Annotated in this window: 12 protein-coding genes; 7 read left to right on the top strand and 5 right to left on the bottom strand. The window is 57.1% G+C overall.

The genetic code is table 11. The features are described 5' to 3' along the window. The first annotated feature begins 166 nt into the window (after positions 1-166). Positions 167-2,821, top strand: coding sequence for a bifunctional lysylphosphatidylglycerol flippase/synthetase MprF (mprF, locus tag MKX51_RS29520; RefSeq protein WP_340995756.1), 2,655 nt, complete (start codon positions 167-169; stop codon positions 2,819-2,821). Between the two features lie 549 nt (positions 2,822-3,370). Here the strand turns inward: mprF and MKX51_RS29515 are convergent. Together MKX51_RS29515 and MKX51_RS29510 are read right to left on the bottom strand one after the other, a co-directional pair. Further along, complete coding sequence (locus MKX51_RS29515; protein ID WP_340994832.1) at positions 3,371-5,161, bottom strand: ATP-binding cassette domain-containing protein; 1,791 nt, start codon at positions 5,159-5,161, stop codon at positions 3,371-3,373. Then, positions 5,158-5,970: an ATP-binding cassette domain-containing protein gene (locus MKX51_RS29510; RefSeq protein ID WP_340994830.1), complete on the bottom strand. Its 813-nt coding sequence runs from the start codon at positions 5,968-5,970 to the stop codon at positions 5,158-5,160. Before MKX51_RS29510 ends, MKX51_RS29515 begins: the two co-directional genes overlap by 4 nt. A 224-nt stretch (positions 5,971-6,194) precedes the next feature. On the opposite strand from MKX51_RS29510, the gene MKX51_RS29505 reads away from it, so the two are divergent. Beyond that, entirely contained in the window at positions 6,195-6,803 is a 609-nt protein-coding gene (locus tag MKX51_RS29505; RefSeq protein ID WP_076086432.1) for a biotin transporter BioY, read from the top strand. A gap of 449 nt (positions 6,804-7,252) precedes the next feature. Here the strand turns inward: MKX51_RS29505 and MKX51_RS29500 are convergent, their stop codons facing one another. From MKX51_RS29500 to MKX51_RS29490, 3 genes are all read right to left on the bottom strand, one after another. After that, on the bottom strand, positions 7,253-8,737 hold the full coding sequence (locus MKX51_RS29500) for an alpha-amylase (protein ID WP_340994829.1): 1,485 nt from the start codon (positions 8,735-8,737) through the stop codon (positions 7,253-7,255). 93 nt (positions 8,738-8,830) lie between these two features. Continuing rightward, positions 8,831-9,676, bottom strand: coding sequence for a DUF72 domain-containing protein (locus MKX51_RS29495; RefSeq protein ID WP_340994828.1), 846 nt, complete (start codon positions 9,674-9,676; stop codon positions 8,831-8,833). Between the two features lie 364 nt (positions 9,677-10,040). Next, positions 10,041-11,633: a histidine kinase N-terminal 7TM domain-containing diguanylate cyclase gene (locus MKX51_RS29490; protein WP_340994827.1), complete on the bottom strand. Its 1,593-nt coding sequence runs from the start codon at positions 11,631-11,633 to the stop codon at positions 10,041-10,043. A 993-nt stretch (positions 11,634-12,626) separates the two neighbouring features. Between MKX51_RS29490 and MKX51_RS29485 the strand changes: the two genes are divergently transcribed. From MKX51_RS29485 to MKX51_RS29465, 5 genes are all read left to right on the top strand, one after another. Beyond that, positions 12,627-13,409, top strand: a complete 783-nt coding sequence (locus MKX51_RS29485; protein ID WP_036692092.1) for an ABC transporter ATP-binding protein — start codon at positions 12,627-12,629, stop codon at positions 13,407-13,409. Between the two features lie 2 nt (positions 13,410-13,411). Continuing rightward, on the top strand, positions 13,412-14,224 hold the full coding sequence (locus MKX51_RS29480; protein ID WP_340946395.1) for an ABC transporter permease: 813 nt from the start codon (positions 13,412-13,414) through the stop codon (positions 14,222-14,224). After that, the gene (locus tag MKX51_RS29475; RefSeq protein WP_340994825.1) at positions 14,224-15,078 is read left to right on the top strand and encodes an ABC transporter permease; all 855 of its coding nucleotides are present in this window, start codon (positions 14,224-14,226) and stop codon (positions 15,076-15,078) included. Before MKX51_RS29480 ends, MKX51_RS29475 begins: the two co-directional genes overlap by 1 nt. 86 nt (positions 15,079-15,164) lie before the next feature. After that, positions 15,165-16,274, top strand: coding sequence for an ABC transporter substrate-binding protein (locus MKX51_RS29470; RefSeq protein ID WP_340994824.1), 1,110 nt, complete (start codon positions 15,165-15,167; stop codon positions 16,272-16,274). Positions 16,275-16,374: 100 nt separating this feature from the next. Next, complete coding sequence (locus MKX51_RS29465; protein ID WP_340994823.1) at positions 16,375-17,838, top strand: CoA-acylating methylmalonate-semialdehyde dehydrogenase; 1,464 nt, start codon at positions 16,375-16,377, stop codon at positions 17,836-17,838. Positions 17,839-17,853 lie beyond the last annotated feature (15 nt).

Raw genomic sequence — 17,853 nt, 5'->3', positions numbered from 1 at the left:
TACAGCCCCTGTGCAGGGACTTACCCTTCGCCCGCCGTCTAACTCTTGTAAGCGTGTGACCATTATACGGGAGATCTGCTGCTGATCTTGCTATAATGGGTTCGTATGGAGAGGGCTGAATATGTTCAGGCAACAAGAGCGTTCGGCAGTGAGGACAGGTGAAGTCATGCATACTGTAATCAAAAATAAATTGGAACGCTTCAAATTCGTACGGCTGCTGATATCCATCTACCGGATTAAGGCGGTGCGGGCGCTTTTTCCGCTGCTGATTATCGGACTGGTCTATCTGGAGGGGCAGCATGAGCTGAAGCAAATTCATTTAGGCAAAATCATCCGTGATCTGAAATCCGTTCCCGTACCCTCTATTATGCAGATGCTGGGAATTTCGCTGCTGTCGGTGGCGGTTATGAGTACTTATGATTACTTGATCCGGCGGCATTTCCGCCTGCAGATCGGCTGGTTGCGGACCTTCCGTTATGCCTGGATCGCCAATACGTTCAATAATATGATCGGATTCGCCGGTCTGGCTGGCGCGGGCCTTAGAACGCTGCTCTATAAGCGGAGCTGTGTGCCTGCGTCCTTGCTCGCACCGGCCATTGTGTTTCTGTCACCGCTGATGATTACGGGGCTGTCGCTGCTCGGTTGGGGGACGATTACCGGTCTTTTGCCGGCGGACCGGCTGCTGGAGGCGCATCGCTGGCTGGATTTTGCGGTCTGGGGGATGGCGCTGTATCTGCCGTTCTTTGTACTCCTCCAGCGCTCTGCGCTTTTCGCCAAATGGGTTAACCGGGGTGAGGGGAGAACCGCCTGGCTTACCGTAGTTGCTTCTGTGGGTGCGTCCTTCCTGGAGTGGGTGTTCGCCGGACTGACCTTCTGGTTCATTGCCGGTGAGCTGCTCGGGAGCGCCCCATTTCTCACCGTCTTCAGTATCTATGTAGTGGCTGCGATAGCCGGAATTCTAAGTATGGCTCCCGGGGGCATCGGCGCGTTCGATCTGATTGCGCTGCTCGGACTTACCCAACTGGGCATCAAGAGCGACCATGCCATGGGAGTCCTGGTCATCTACAGATTATTCTATTACATTATCCCCTGGCTGATCGGTCTGGTGCTGGCTGCGCTGGAGTTCGGGCTGCCGGGTACGAAGGGCGCTGAACGCAGCGGCGACAGAGTGGAAGCACCTCTGACGATATGGCAGAGAATATGGGGCTGGCCCGGTCAATATACCTTCCTCAGCGATCTGGGTGTATGGGCACTCGGCAAGCTGGTCTTGGCCAGCGGTCTGCTTCTGCTGCTGTCCGCAGCTACGCCTGAGCTGCTCTACCGGCTGAAGGTGACAGAGGAACTGCTGTCGCTGCCCGTGATGCAGATCTCGCACCATCTGTCCGTGCTGATCGGCTTTATGCTGATTCTGCTGTCGCGTGGGATCTCCCTGCGCGTCCGCAGGGCTTATGTCTGGACAGGCCTGCTGCTTTTGGGCGGGGCGGTCTTTGCATTTACGAAGGGGTTCGATTACGAGGAGGCCTTGTTCCTGCTGGTGGTGGCACTGATTCTGTGGATCTCCCGAAGCCGGTTCTACCGGATCAGTGTCCCGCTGAGCGCCAAAAGCACCTTATGGTGGCTGCTCCTGACCTCGGCTGTAGCCCTCAGCTATTACGGGCTGGCGAGTTATACCCATCACGGCTTCCTAAAGCATCTCCCGCCCGGCATTCAGCCGGAATGGCTGCGGCAGCACAGTAATGTGGCCGTTACGGCGGCCGGCGGACTGATTTGCTCCTGGCTGCTGCTGACGATGCTTGTAGCCCTCAGGCCGCAGCACAAGGCAGATACGCTTCTCGCGGATAAGGATATGGCACGGCTGGAGCGCTTCCTCTCGGAGGGCTGGGGCAATGCCTTAAGCCATATGCTGTTTCTTGGTGACAAAAGCTTCTATTGGGCCCAGGAAGGCAAGGTGCTGTTCGCCTTCGCCAGAGTCCGGGACAAGCTGGTGGTACTGGGTGATCCGCTTGGGCCGATGAATCTGCTTAATAACGGAATCAGTGAGTTCAGGCAGGCTGCTGATTTGTATGGACTATCTGTAGTCTTCTATCAGGCGGCCCCGGTATATCTTCCGCTCTATCATGAGCAGGGCTACCGGTTCTTCAAGCTGGGGGAAGAAGCGCTGGTCCCGCTGGCGGACTTCAGCATTAGCGGATCGCGGAACGCCAGCCTGCGGAGTGTGAAGGGGCGGTTCGAGCGCGAGGGCTACCATTTCGAGATCACAGAGGCCCAGCATTCGAAGGAGCTGCTGCAGGAGCTTCGCCTGTTGTCAGAGGAATGGCTGGCCGGGCGCAGGGAGAAAGGCTACTCGCTGGGCTGGTTCAGCGAGCCGTACCTCCAGCTCGCACCGCTGGCGCTGCTGCGTGGAGCAGACGGCCATTTGCTGGCTTTTGCCTCCATAGCTCCTGGTTACGACGGGCAGAAGACGGTCTCGGTGGATCTGATGCGCCATCACAAGGATACCCCGAACGGGACTATGGATTACCTGTTCCTGTGTCTGCTGGAATGGGCGAAAGCGCGCGGTTACAGAAGCTTCAATCTCGGGTCTGCCCCGCTGTCCAATGTCGGGGGCCGCTTTGGAGCGCTGCGGGAGGAGAAGCTTGCCCGGCTGGTTTTTGAACGCGGAGGCCACTGGTACGGCTTCTCCGGTCTGCGCCGGTATAAGGAGAAGTTCAACCCGGCGTGGGAGCCGCGTTATCTGGCCTATCCCGCTGCGGTGACTCTCCCTCTCTTGACTCTGGATCTGGTGAGGCTGGTCTCCAGGCATCCGGAGGAGGAGAATTGAGGCCTTCATGCTGGAAGGTATGCGAAAAACAGCATACAAAGTGCTGGCACGCAGGCGCACGGGCCGAATGTATGCCGAAAACAGCATACAATGGGCAGCTAGAGGGTGCGCGAGTCAAATGTATGCCAAAAACAGCATACAATGTGCTGCCGCGCAGGCGCACAGGCCGAATGTATGCCGAAAACAGCATACAACGGGCAGCTAGAGGGTGCGCGAGTCAAATGTATGTCAAAAACAGCATACAATGTGCTGCCGCGCAGGCGCACAGGCCGAATGTATGCCGAAAACAGCATACAATGGGCAGCTAGAGGGTGCGCGAGTCGAATGTATGCGAAAAACAGCATACAATGTGCTGCCGCGAGGGAGAGCGGGCCGGATTAAGGCCAAGTGAGCAAAAATCAGGGGCAATAGTGCCCCTGAACTCGCCGGATGCCCCACAAGTGGGCGGATAGGTAAGGTGGGGAGAACTATACTAGCTGCGCAGCCGCATAAGTTCTTACACTATCCATCCGCTATGGTGATTTGTTCGCTGAATCGTCCCGTACCCGCTCAGCTGATACGCGCTACCCACCACAGCATAGCTGCAACCGCCAGGATACCTAGCGCTGCCAGCGTATCACGCCTGCTCCAGCGGAGCTGATAGACGGGGGTCCGCTGCTTGGCTGGATCGTACCCCCGCGATTCTACGGCTGTCGCCAGCTCGTCGCCCATACCCAGGACAAGAATCAGTAGAGGCACGATGATTAGGGCGATCTGCCTCGGGGACCAGCGGGCCACCCCGCGGGCGCGCCTTCCGCGTGAGCCCAGCGCAAGCTGCAGCTGGGCCAGCTTGCCGAGAATCCACGGCACGAACTGCAGGGTCACGGATACGGCAAGCGACCAGTTACGGGTGCGGATGCCCAGGGCCCGCAGCGGAGCGATGCCCCATTCCAGACCCTCGCGCAAGGGAGCACCGGTGGTCGTCTCGGTGAACAGGAAGCCCAGGGCAATTAACAGCAGGAAGCGCAGCGCGTTAATTCCCCCGCGCACGAGTCCTGCATAGCTGAAGCTGAGCGGTCCGAGTGCGAAGTCGGGAGAGCTCCAGCTAAGCCCGGACAGGAGCCAGAGGAACAGGAACATCAGCAGGAACGGGCGGAAGAAGCGGAAGGCCCGGCGCCAGGAGATACGGGCCGAAGCCGCGAGCCCGGCCAGCAGACCGGCAGTAAGCAGCAGCGGGAGCAGAGTGTTCATCCCTAGCAGGACCAGCGAGCCGAGAATCATCCCCAGCCATTTGGCCCGGGGATCGAGTCCTTGCCAGCCGGGCCTGCGCGGGGTGTTCTGTTCTTGTCTTGGATTGCCAGGCCTTATTATTGACTGGTCCGTCTGCGCCCCGGCAGGTTGAGGAGGATTCCCCCGGTGCCGTTTATCTTCTGCACTGTATTGCGCGCGGTGTTCGCGGGTGCGGCCGCTCTGGTTGCCGGGTGGCATGGCGCTGCTGCGGGCAGAGGCGCCAGTGCCTGCCGGCAACCTGTCCGTCTGCGGCATAGGCAGCGGGTGCTTTTCCAGCCCTGTCAGCAGCTCCTCCAGATTGTCCGGGACTGCTTCCAGCAGGCCATGCTGCACCGCTCTGCGTCCCATAGAAGCATAGACGGGGGGCGTGAGTCCGGCGTCTGCCAGCAGGCTGGGATCAGCAGTCAATGCCGGAGCAGGACCGTCATAATGGATAGCACCGTGCTTCATCACGATGACCTTGTCGGCAACCGGCAGGAAGCTGTCCAGATCATGGGTGCCGATGATCAGGGTCAGGCCGCTACTGCGCAGCTGCTGTACCATTTCGAGCAGTGCCTGCGCTGCCTGGGGGTCCAGCCCTGCGGTCGGCTCATCCAGAATCAGAAGCCCGGGCTGTACGGCCAGAGCACCCGCAATACATACGCGCCGCTTCTCGCCCCCGCTAAGCAGAAAGGGAGAGCGCCCGGCGAATTCATCGTAAGCCAGCCCGGTCTTCGCCAGAGCGCCCGCGATGATCTCCGTCCGCTTCTCCTTGGACACCCCTCGCTCCATCAGGCCGTATTCGATATCCTTATGTACCGTACCCGCGAACAGCTGCGTCTCCGGCTGCTGGAATACCATGGATGCAGCTTCGGCAGTCTTGTAGTCCGTCTTCTTCCCGTGATCGTAAAGTATCTGCCCGGAGGAGGGCTGTGCAAGGTCCGCGAGCAGACGGAGCAGCGTAGACTTACCGCTCCCGTTCACACCGCAGAGGACGGTCAGCGAACCTGTAGGGATATCCAGAGATATCTCTTGAACGGCTGGCCTGCCGCCTTCATAGCAGAAGGAGAGATGCTCCGTATGAATTCTCATAGCAGCTCCTCCAGATCCTGTCCGGTCAGAGGCAGCAGGTGAAGCGGCCAGCCCTGCTTCTGCAGCAGCTTCCCGACCCGGACGGCCGGAGAAGGAAGCCAGCCGAGGGTCTCCGGCAGCTCCGAGGTATAGAACAGGCTGCGCGGGCTGCCGTCATAGAGCAATTGCCCTTTACCCAGCACCGCGATGCGCGGGCTTGCGGCCAGCTCCTCCATCCGCTGCGTGACCCAGAGGATGGTAGTCCCTGCCTGCCATAGCCCCTGGGCCAGCTCCAGAATATCCGATCTTCCCTCAGGGTCCAGCATCGAGGTAGCCTCATCGAAAATAATCATTTCGGCTTCCAGTGCCAGGCAGCAGCCTACCGCCAGACGTTGGCGCTCTCCGCCGGATAGTGTAGATACCTCTGCCTCCGCTTTATGGCTTAGTCCTACCTGCTGTAGAATCTCATGGATTCGTGCAATCATCCGCCCCCGTTCCAGTCCCCGGTTCTCCAGTCCGAAGGCGATATCCTCGAAGGGGGTGGAGCCAACCGTCTGTGCTTCGGGATTCTGAAATACGAGCTGCACCCGCTGCTTTACTATAATCCGGTTCTCCGGCAGGCGCAGGTCCAGTCCGGCCACGGACAGACTGCCGCCGGAGGGGGTGTTCAGTCCGTTGAAGGAGCGGATTAGCGAGGTTTTGCCGCAGCCGTTGGCCCCTGTCAGCGCTACCCATTCCCCAGGCTCTATATGAATGTTAATCCCTTGCAGTACTGTACGGTGATGCTGCCCCTCCCGCACGGACAAGCTTATATTATGCGCCCTGATCATCCTCATGCCTGCTTTCCGTCCAGCTCTAGTCAACAATTGCTACCCATTATAACAAAGATTTCAGGATTGATGTATCTGGAGGGTGATGTTATAGTGATCCCAAGTGAAAACGGCTTTGCCGTCCTTTTAAAGGACGGTACCGTTTCGGCGAGAAATAGAAAGATAATTTGTAGCGTGAAACATATAAATTCTTATATTTTTAGAAAAGGGGGAACCTCCCGGCCATGAAGAAATGGACCACCCGCGGCCTGATATTCAGTGCCTTATTCGCCGCCGTCATGATAGCTCTGAGTTATTTGAAAATCTCGCTGCCCTTCTCCACGGTACCCATTACCATGCAGACCCTCGCGGTAATGCTGGCTGGTTCGATCCTTGGGGCCCGTTACGGGGCGCTTGCTGTACTGATCGTGATCGGACTCGCCGCTGCCGGATTCCAGGTGATGGGCGGAAGCGGAGGATTGGCGGTCCTGGTTGGCCCTACCGCAGGATATATCTTCTCCTGGCCGTTCGTGGCCTGGCTGATCGGCTTTTTCGCCGAACGCATTAAGCAGGACCAATACACCTTCGTGAAGCTGCTGGCCGCTAACTTTATCTTCGGCGCACTGTTAGTTTATCCGGGCGGTGTGGGGTGGCTGGCCTATTCCACAGGTATGGATTCACTCGGCAAGGCATTGACGGCAGGCATGTGGCCGTTTCTTCCGGGCGACCTGCTCAAAGCAGTCTTGTGTTCGGCTGTAGTAACGGCGGTATGGAAGGTATATCCGATCGAACGTATCCTGAACAGTGACACAGGCGTCTGGGCTGAAGGGGACAACACAACCACAACTCGTTAACCGCAAGCTGCTAACCAATAAATGCAAATGCTAACTGCAAGCTAGTCTTGCTCAGCATAAATAGGCGAATTCATAGCCCCTGCGGCGTGGATTCGCCTATTTCGCGTTATTCACAATAGGAATTCTGTGGGCGTTCATCAAATGTTAAGCGTGCTGTGGATAAAATGTGAATAAGGTCGGGGATAAATCCCGTTGGTGGAGCCGGAAATGAGCCGGATGAGTACCAGATGAGGAAATGAGTGAATTGTTTTGGCTTGAAGAGAGTAATATATTTCTTTTGTGGATAATATGTGGATAAAATGGGAGAGGGTTGCGAAGGCAGTGAAGTCGCAGAGGAATAGATGTGTTGGAGTACTACTGCACTTGATTTCACTACCCGGGTCACTTCTCACCTATAAAACAATGCCGTCCCCCTAACAACAGGGACGGCATTATTCATCTTTACAGGCTTACTCCTCCGCGCAGGCATCGGCTGGCTTCGGCTCGGGCAGCGCCCAGACGGAGACGCTGCCGCCGTTGACCGGGAATACGGCCCAGCCGTCTTCGCCGATGGTGACGGACTCCCTGCGGTTATGGGTGAAGTCCTCCCATACCTCTCCGCTGCGCGCTTCGCCCACGAACATCCGCTTCTCTCCGTTGTCTCCATTGGAGATGACTACAGCGCAGCCGGAGCCTTCAATCTCCTGCACACCGCGCCGGACCCAGCCGATGGTGTTGGGATGATCGAAATAGTCATCCTGCTCGCCGTAAGCCTTGGTGTGGCGGGCGCAGAGCAGAGGATCGATGGCCTCCTTCTTGCCTTCCATCGGCGCAGGGCCGCCGATGCCGTAATAATCCCCGTAGAAGACAACGGGATAGCCGTCGCGCCGCAGCAGAATCAGGGCGTAGGCGCTTTGCTTGAACCAGTCGCCCACCCAGGATTCCAGTGCCTCATGCGGCTGGGAGTCGTGGTTGTCAACGAAGGTGACAGCATTCGCGGGATGTGTCTGGACCAGCGTATCGTCGAAGATATGCGTCAGGTCGAAATCCCGGCCTGCCAGTGCGGCGGAGTACAGCTTGTAATGAAGAGAGACATCGAACAGATCGATCTGGTAATCTACAGTGTTCAGGAATTCGCGGCAGGCCTCCAGATTGGAGTTCCAGAATTCACCGACGATGTAGAAGTCCTCGCCGCGCTTCTTTTTCATCTCCATGGCGAATTCCTTGATGAACTCATGGTTGATATGCTTGATCGCATCCAGCCGGTATCCGCTGCATTGCAGCGTATCGACCAGCCACTTGCCCCAGTTCAGCATCTCATTCTTTACATCGTCATTGCTGTAATCAATGTTGGCGAACATCAGATAGTCGTAGTTGCCGAATTCGTCATCCACATTCTGATTCCAGCCTTTATTCGTGCCGTCAATCCGGAAGACGCCGTTGCGGCCTTCCTTGGCATCGAAATCGGTTCCGTTGAAGTGGGTGTGATTCCACTTGAAGCTGGAGTATTCATCCCCGCGTCCCGGGAAATCAAATTTGGTCCAGCCTTCAATCTCGAACGGCTCGGAGATATCCTTGGTACGGTCGTTCGGGTCCACCTCAATCACCTCGAAGACCTCGGTCTCATCCGCTCCGGCTTTATGGTTCATGACCAGATCCACGTAGACCGCAATGCCGTTCTTCAGGCACTCGGCAATCGCGTCGATTAACTCCTGCTTGGTTCCATACTTCGTGCGTACATCACCCTTTTGATCGAATTCACCGAGGTCATACAGATCGTAGACTCCATAACCGGTATCTTCGGGCGAGACGGCCTTGGTAACAGGGGGAACCCATACCGAATCAATACCCGCCGCCTTCAGTTCCGGGGCCATCTGGGCAAGGCGTTTCCAGTGTTCTCCGTCCGCCGCGACATGCCATTCAAAAAACTGCATCATAGTATGATTTCTCTTCATAATTCTTTGGCCTCCTCTACAAATATAAGACGAATGGGACGTGATCGGATGCTTCAGCAGGGAGTAGAAGAGATTTATGTAGACCTCTGTACATCAGTTGAATAAGTCCAGTTGGCGCGGGGCCAGCCCGCCGTCGATCCCAAGCAGCGATTGCAGCTCCTGAGCATTGGGAGTGGCATCCCCGGCAGAATTATTATTAAATACCACGTAAATATTCTTACAGGTCTGTTCAAGCTCCAGCAGCCGGTCCCGCCACTGCGTTAACTCTTCGGTGCTGTAACGGTACAGATAGCGAAGCTTGCGCCAGTCCGGGTGGCTGCTCTGATTCCAGCCTGCAGTGTTGCGCCCATGCAGCCGCACGTAGGTGAGGTCCGGCCGGGTGGCGACAGGGACAATCGGGATGGAGCCGGAGCCTGCCTGCGGCTCGTCGGCTATCGTATGAATCCAGCCTTCTTGCTTCAGGAACCCGAGGGTCCGCTCACGCATCTCAGGGCTGTACCAGGAATCATTACGGAATTCGATGGCAGCGGGCACATCCAGCAGCCGCTCCTTCGCGTCACGCAGGAAATCCACGTTGTCTTTGGTGCAGTCGAACCAGGGCGGGAATTGGAACAGTGCCATCGCCAGCTTCCCCGCTGAGCGGACAGGAGCGATAGAGGTATGGAAGGCCCGGTACATCTCCTCCGGCGTATCGTAGTAATTCTTTTTCCCCCGCAGATGTCCGGTCATTCCCTGATAAGCCTTCACAATGAACTGGAACGCCTCCGGCGTCTGGTTGACCCATTTCTCATAATTCCGGACCGGCTGAACCGCGTAGAAGGAACTGTCAATTTCCACAATGGGAAAATGGGCGCTGTAGGCGGGGAGGCGGTCGGCAGGTTTGATTTTGCCGTACAGCTCCTCATGGTCTCCGAAGCCGGTCAGCCCGATCTTGATCATAGAACCCCCTCCTTGTCGCATGAACCTGAATTCTGCCGAACGGATCGGCTAACTCTTATTAAACTGAAAACCCGCCTATGCAAACAACAGGAGAACACGAATGACGGAATTCAGTGCAGGGACAGGAAAGAACTGGAGAAAAAGGGACTATGGAAGCTGGTATCACCAAAAGAGAAGGCGGATATACCCGGCAGGTGCCATTTATTCAAATATAAGAATTTTTATGTTTCACACTATAAATTATTCTTCTATTTCCCGCTGAAACGGTACCGTCCTTTAAAAGGATGGCAATGCCGTTTCTACTTGATATGCGCAGGGGAAGCGGGAGGTGCCATGCGGGGTAGGAAAAGAGGGCTTGCCTCCATCACATGGGCTTGAAGCGGGTGATGGAGGAGACGCCATATAGATGAACGCTATTTCGGCCGTTACGCTTGGAGGAGTAGAGGGCATGGTCTGCTTCCGAGAGCAGCTCCTCCAGTGAGATCGAACGGCGGAAGGCTTCAGCCACGCCGAAGCTGGCTGTGATTTTAATTGTTCCTGTGAAGGTGGAGAAGGTGCTCTGCTCGATGTCCCTGCGGATACGCTCAGAGATCAGGGCCGCTTCCTTCAAGAGGGCTCCCGGCAGGCTTAAGACGAATTCTTCACCTCCGTACCGTCCGAAGACATCCCCCTCCCGGACATGCTGGCGGCATACGCTTACTACATGCTGTAAGGCCATATCCCCGTGATGGTGCCCGTAGCGGTCGTTAATGCTTTTGAAGAAATCGATATCCAGCAGGATGACCGAGAAGGGGGCGGCGGAGTCGGCAGCTTCCTGCAGCCGTTGCCGGCTCAGCTCCATGAAGTGGGTCCGGTTGTAGATGCCGGTCAGGCTGTCGATGGTGGCGAGCTGCAGCAGCTTCTCCTGGAGCAGGGTGCGTTCGGTAACATCGATCAGCATGATCATCCGCCCGGCAAGATGGCCGTCATGCTTCTGGACCGGAGAGGAACGGACCTGATAATAGCGGACTTCTCCGCCGGAATGCCACACCAGTTCCTGCTCTTCGCTGAGCTGCGGATTGGAATTCATTACATAATCGACCGCCTCCTTGCCGGCAGGCAGGAAGAGCTGGGCCAGCGGGCGGCCGATGGCGGCGGCATCCAGATCCTCAAGCATCTCGGCAGCGGCCCGGTTATAGTCCACCAGCTTGTCGGAGAGGTCCATGACTAGTACGCCGTCGCGCATGCTCTCGAACAGATTCTCTCTGGCAATCGGCGCGGCGGTCAGCATCCCTCTGGACAGAATGGCCCATATATACAGGGACGAGGTTACACTCATCACAACGGGAACAGGGTCTGTTCCATACGGAGTCAGGTCCATCAGATAGAGGAAAGCCCCCAGCGCAGGCAGGAATTGTCCGACAAAAATAATCAGCATCTGCCGCAGATAAGCCCGCCGCATCCGCCCCCAGCGCCAGAGGATCAGGCACATACCGGCCAGCATACAGCCGAAGGTCAGACTGCCCTGCACGATATACCAGGGTCCCATGACGATATCCACCAGCGGTGCAGGCGCGCCTTCCCGGAAGTAGATAGCCTTATAGAACAGGTGATGGGAGTCGTTGGTCCAGACAAGCACCGTGGAGATCACGGGGACGGAGTAGAGGAGGACCAGCAGTTTTCGGGAGACCAGACGCTCCAGGCCCACGAAGTGCATGATCATCAGCAGACTGGAGGGCGCGATGTACGGCATTCCGAGATACTCCAGCTTGATCCAGAACTTAATCTGTTCCATCGAGTTCCCCGAGAGCTCGAGCGCGAAGGCGAATGTGTATACCGCCGAGGCGGCAGAGCTGACGATGAATGCGCGCAGACCCGAGAAGTCAGTCTTCCTGTAAAAAGCAAACAGGGCGAGCAAGGCGTTCAGCACACCGGAGATAGAAACGATAATAATGTAGTTGGAAATCAGAGATGCCATGGGGAGCGCCTCCATGGATTGGGATAAGCATTGGACATTGTGAATAGTCTCCTGGACACAAAATGAAATGCAAATAAAGGATAGCACACATCCGAATCAAGGGGATACATCCCAGGGCTCGGGCTGGTGCGGCTGTGGGAGAGACGCGAGCAACATAGAATGTATGCGAAAAACCGAACACATTGAGCTTGCGCGAGTGCCCCGGGCCGAATGTATACGAAAAACGGAACATAATGTGCTGCTGCGAGGCCCGTGGGCCGAATGTATACGAAAAACCGAACACATTGTGCTGGTGCGAGGCCCGTGGGCCGAATGTATGCGAAAAACCGAACACATTGTGCTTGTGCAAGGCCCGTGGTCCGAATGTAATCGAAAAACCGATCACATTCGGCGCGGCGTGGGCGCGTGGTCCAAATGTAATCGAAAAACCGATCACATTCGGCGCGGCTTAGGCACGTGGTCCAAATGTAATCGAAAAACCGATCACATTCGGCGCTGCCGTGGGCACGTGGCCCAAATGTAATCGAAAAACCGATCACATTCGGCGCTGCGTGAGCACGTGGTCCAAATGTAATCGAAAAACCGATCACATTCGGCGCTGCGTGAGCACATGGTCCGAATGTAATCGAAAAACCGATCACATTCGGCGCGGCGTGGGCGCGTGGTCCAAATGTATATGTTTCACGCGAACACGTATCCTTCTGTTTCACATTAAAACGGTACCTTCCCTGTGAGGACGGCAAAGCCGTTTCCACTTATAGTTACTTACTATTTTTATCGGCAATCAGCTCTATTATTTACACTGTAAGCGGCTCCCTAGACAAAGTGACGTAATTTCACAGCCTCAATGTTACGCTTTGTCTAATGTGGGATTCGCAGGCAACGTGTAACATGTTAATTAATCCTACATGAAGAAAGAAAAAGTACGGAAAACGCGATAATTATGTTATTTTAATTAACATTAAATAGATTCAGGGATGGAGGGGACTGGAGATGTCACTAGTAGCAGCAACAATTCCTGAAATACAGCTGGAGCATGTCGAAATGCGTTACCAGACGGAGACGGCAGATGTGCTGGCCCTGCATCAGGTAAGTCTCGATATTGCCAAGGGGGAGTTCGTCTCCCTGCTGGGTCCTTCCGGGTGCGGAAAGACTACTCTGCTGAGGCTGATGGCAGATCTTATCACACCAACGGCTGGAAATATCATGGTGGCAGGCAAAAGCGCCAAGGAGGCCCGGCTGGCACAGAAATACGGTATTGTGTTCCAGAGTCCGGTGCTGTATGACTGGCGGAAGGTCAAGCATAATATTACCCTGCCGCTGGAGCTACTGGGCGTCAAGAAATCCATTCGTGAGGATAAAGCGCTGGAGCTGCTTGATCTCGTGGGCTTGCAGGGATTCGCCGATAAATATCCCTGGCAGCTCAGCGGGGGGATGCAGCAGCGTGTAGCCATTGCCCGGGCACTCTCCATGGAGCCGGAAATTCTGCTCATGGATGAGCCGTTCTCGGCGCTGGATGAATTCACGCGCGAGCGGCTGAATGAAGAGCTGCTCTCCGTCTGGAGTAAGGTACAGAGCACAATTGTATTCGTTACCCATAGCATTCCCGAATCGATCTTCCTGTCGGACCGGGTGTTCGTCCTGTCGCCGCATCCGGGCAGACTCTCGGCGGTTGTCGATATTCCGCTGCCCCGTCCGCGTACAGCGGACATGAGGAATAGTCCGGAGTTCTTCGAGCTGATTGCCCGTATCCGCGACAGCTTCGAAGGGGTGTAGTGATGAAGCTGAACCGTGCGTTAATGCGGGGGCGTGCGCTGCCGCTGCTTGTCTGGATCTGCGGGCTGCTGGTGCTGTGGGAGGCGGTCTCCTGGTGGCTGCTGCATGTGGCGAAGACGCCGCTGGCCCAGTCCAAGCTGCCTTATGTTCACGAGGTGGCGCTCACTCTGTGGCAGTACAGCGGCACCCTTCTCCGGGAAGGGGGAGCTACCTTCGGCAATGCCGGGGTGGGCTTCCTGATCGGAGCGCTCTCCGGAGTGCTGCTGGCCGTGCTGATGAGCCTCTCCCGGACGATAGAGCAGCTTGCCTTCCCGTATGCGGTTGCTTCGCAGATGATTCCGATTCTGGGGCTGGCGCCGATCATATACGGGATTGTGCGGGATGAGCAGATGTCGCGGATCATCATCTCGGGCTATATCACCTTCTTCCCGGTGGCGCTGAATATGCTGCGCGGTCTGCGGAGTGTGGACCCTTCTGCTCTGGAGCTGATGCACTCTTATGCCGCTAAGCCGTGGGCTGTATATTGGAAGCTGCGCTTCCCGGCAGCGCTGCCGGGGCTGTTCAGCGGGCTGAAGATTGCAGCGCCGCTGGCTGTAACGGGCGCAATTCTGGTTGAGCTGATGGGTGCTCAGCGCGGAATCGGGGTTATTATGCTCCGCAATCTCTATTATGGACCCTCCCATACCTACATGTTCTGGTCCACGGTGCTGGTCGGTGCTCTGCTGGGTATGGCCAGCTATTGGCTGATGAGTCTGGTGGAGCGTCTAGTAGCCCCCTGGCAGCCGGAATTCCGTCCCCAAGGAGGCAGCCGCTAATGGAAAGTAATACGGTTCGCGAATTTACATCCTCTAACAACGTTATTTCGCCAGATACGGACCAAGGCGGAGATCCATGGAAATTCCTGAAATGGCTGAACCCCGGGTTCGTGCTGCCGCTGCTTGCCGGAGCTTTGTTCCTGCTGCTGTGGGAGCTCCAGATCTTTCACCGCATCTTCGATCTGAAGAAATATCAGCTGCCGCTACCCTCCGCCATCGCTGAAGCGATGCGGGACAATCTCAGTCTGCTGCTCTCTTATACCGGGTATACCCTCACTGAAGCCGTTCTTGGTATGCTGATCGGCTCCGGCTGCGGCTTCCTGATTGCCTTGGCTGCCACAGCCTGGCCCCGCTGGGGCGGCGGCAGCCTCACGATGGTAGCTGCACTCAATGCCGTTCCCATTGTGGCGCTTGCCCCTATCATGAACCTGTGGTTCGGGGACGGCATCGGCTCGCGGGCGGCGATTGTGACCGCGACCACGATGGCGGCTATGGCGATCAACGCCTACAAGGGTATGGCGGCTGTGGACCCGCTGGCGCTGGACCTGATGCATTCCTATGCGGCAGGCAAACGGGCGGTATTCCGCCATCTGCGGATTCAGAACAGTCTGCCTTATGTATTCACCGCCTTGAAGATCAACGCTACAGCGAGCATGATCGGGGCGATTGTCGGGGAGTTTTTCTTCTCCTCGCGGGGGCTGGGTTATCTCCTCTCGAATTCGATCAAGGTGGCGAAGATGCCGCTGGGCTGGGCCTGCATCGTGCTTGCCGCGGTTGCCGGAGTCATCTTTTACCTGGTCGTGGAGCGGCTGGAGAAGGGGTTTATCAAGTGGCACCCTTCCCGGCGTACGTAGTGTGTAATTCCTGCAAATAGCAACAAGAGCGCAATCATACTGTGTCAGACCGTCTTACAAAAAAATGATTGGTAGGGGGAGTTGCTATGATGAAGGGAAAACAGGGCAAAACTCGTGGAGGATTATGGCTTGCGGCGGCTCTAATGCTGATCTCGCTGCTTGCGGGCTGCGGCGGCGGCAACAACGCAAGTCCCTCCGCAGCAGAAGCGACTGCGGGGAATGCAGCGGCAGCTTCGCCGGAAGCTGCCGCAACCACAGAACCGGCGGCTGAGCCGGTCACCGTGAAGCTGCAGCTCAAATGGGTGCCGCAGGCCCAGTTCGCAGGGTACTTCCTGGCGCAGGACAAAGGGTATTATGCGGCAGAGGGCCTGAAGGTCGAGATTCTGCCGGGCGGGCCGGATATCGTGCCTGAGCAGCAGGTGGCCGGCGGTTCGGCCGATATCGGGGTGGACTGGGTGGCGAGCCTGCTGACCAGCCAGGAGCAGGAGATGCCGCTGGTGCAGATCGCCCAGATTTTCCAGAAGAGCGGGCTGGTGCTGGTATCCAAGAAGGAGGCGGGCATCACTACACCGGCTGAGCTGAAGGGCAAGAAGGTGGGCAACTGGATGGGCGGCAATGAGTTTGAGATTCTGGCGCTTTTTGATAAATACAAGCTGGATTCTGGCAAGGATCTGAACTTCACCAAGCAGGGCTTCACGATGGACCAGTTCCTCGGCGGTGAGCTGGATGCGGCTTCGGCTATGACCTACAACGAATATCAGGTGGTGCTGGAGTCGGGCGTTAAGGCGGAGGACCTGAGTGTCATCGACATGAATGACGAAGGTGTGGCGATGCTTGAAGACAACCTGTTCGCCAACAAGGAGTGGCTGGAGGGCAACAAGGAGACAGCAGCCAAGTTCGTCCGTGCTTCCCTGAAGGGCTGGGCGGATGCGATTGCCGATCCCGAAGCGGCTGTGGACAGTGTGATGAAGCTTGCCGAAGCGGGCAGCACGACCCGGGAGCATCAGCTGACGATGATGACGGAGGTTGCCAAGCTGATCCAGCCGGAGGGCTTCGATGCTTCCAAGCTGGGCTATACGGATGCTGCCGCCTTCCAGCAGACCGCCGATATCGCGCTGAAATTCGGGGTCATTAAGACGGCTTCCAAGGTGGAGGAGGCCTACACGAACGAGATTGTGGAGATGGCGGCGAAATAACAGGTAACAGGATTTCTTCATAGCTGAAGCAGATGGCCGCCTGGTAAGGCGGTCATCTCTTCTAGGATAGCGGACGAACACAGGAAAAGAGGTGCGGACGATGACACTGCTCACGGGGCAGGCCAGTAAGGTGAAGAACTATGTAAACGGAGCTTGGGTGGAGTCCTCCTCCGGGCGGCAGGAGGAAGTGTTCAACCCGGCGACCGGCGAAATCATTGCCTATGTGCCGATCTCCAGCCGGGAAGAGCTGGATGCAGCCGTGCGGGCAGCTTCCATAGCCTATTCCGCGTGGAAAAGGGTCGCTGTTCCGCGAAGGGCCCGCTATTTCTTCCGGTACCAGCAGCTGCTGGTCCAGCACAGCAAGGAGCTGGCGGAGCTGATCACGCTGGAGAACGGCAAAAGCCTGGAGGAAGCGCTGGGCGAGGTGCAGCGCGGCATCGAATGCGTGGAATTCGCCGCCGGCGCTCCCACGCTGATGATGGGCAGCCAGCTGCCAGATATCGCGACAGGCGTAGAGTCCGGCATGTACCGCTATCCCCTGGGAGTTGTGGGCGGCATCGCCCCGTTCAACTTCCCGATGATGGTGCCCTGCTGGATGTTCCCGCTGGCGGTAGCCTGCGGCAACACCTTTGTGCTGAAGCCCTCCGAGCGGACGCCGCTGCTGGTGAACCGGCTCGCGGAGCTGTTCGCAGAAGCGGGCTTCCCGCCGGGGGTGCTGAATGTGGTACACGGGGCGCATGAGGTGGTGGACGGCCTGCTGGCGCATGAGGAAGTGAAGGCTGTCTCCTTCGTGGGCTCACAGCCGGTGGCGGAATATGTCTATAAGCAGGGGACCGCGCACGGCAAGCGGGTGCAGGCGCTGGCCGGCGCGAAGAATCATTCGATTGTGCTGAAGGATGCCGATCTGGACCATGCGGTGAAAAATATTCTATCCGCAGCCTTCGGCTCAGCGGGCGAACGGTGCATGGCCTGCGCTGTAGTGGTGGTGCAGGAGGACATTGCCGATGAGCTGGTAAGCCGGATCACGGAGGCTGCGGACGGGCTGAAGATCGGGAACGGCAAGGAGGAGGGGGTGTTCCTGGGCCCGGTCATCCGGCAGGCGAACAAAGACCGGACGATCGATTACATTGAAGCTGGGCTTGCCGAGAAGGCGGTGCTGGTGCGGGATGGCCGCAAGGATGCTGCAGCTGCGGGCAACGGCTATTTCCTGGGCCCGACGATCTTCGATCATGTGCAGCCGGGCATGAAGATCTGGCGTGACGAGATCTTCGCGCCGCTGCTGGCAGTGGTGCGGGTGAAGGATCTGGCGGAGGCGATAGCGGTCACGAATAAGTCGCCCTTCGCCAACGGGGCCTGCATCTATACAGACAGCGCCAGGGCAGTCCGCGAATTCCGTGAGGAGATTGACGCCGGGATGCTGGGCGTCAATCTGGGCGTGCCTGCTCCGATGGCATTCTTCCCTTTCTCAGGATACAAGAAATCGTTCTATGGAGACCTGCACGCGAACGGCCGTGACGGTGTGGAATTCTATACCCGCAAGAAAATGATTACCGCGCGTTACTAAAAGAAGGAAAGCCAA

This window comes from Paenibacillus sp. FSL M7-0420 (assembly GCF_038002345.1).
Classification (GTDB): Bacteria; Bacillota; Bacilli; order Paenibacillales; family Paenibacillaceae; genus Paenibacillus_AQ.
Note: the sequence above shows the minus strand (reverse complement) of the source record. Positions and strands in the feature narration are given on the sequence as shown.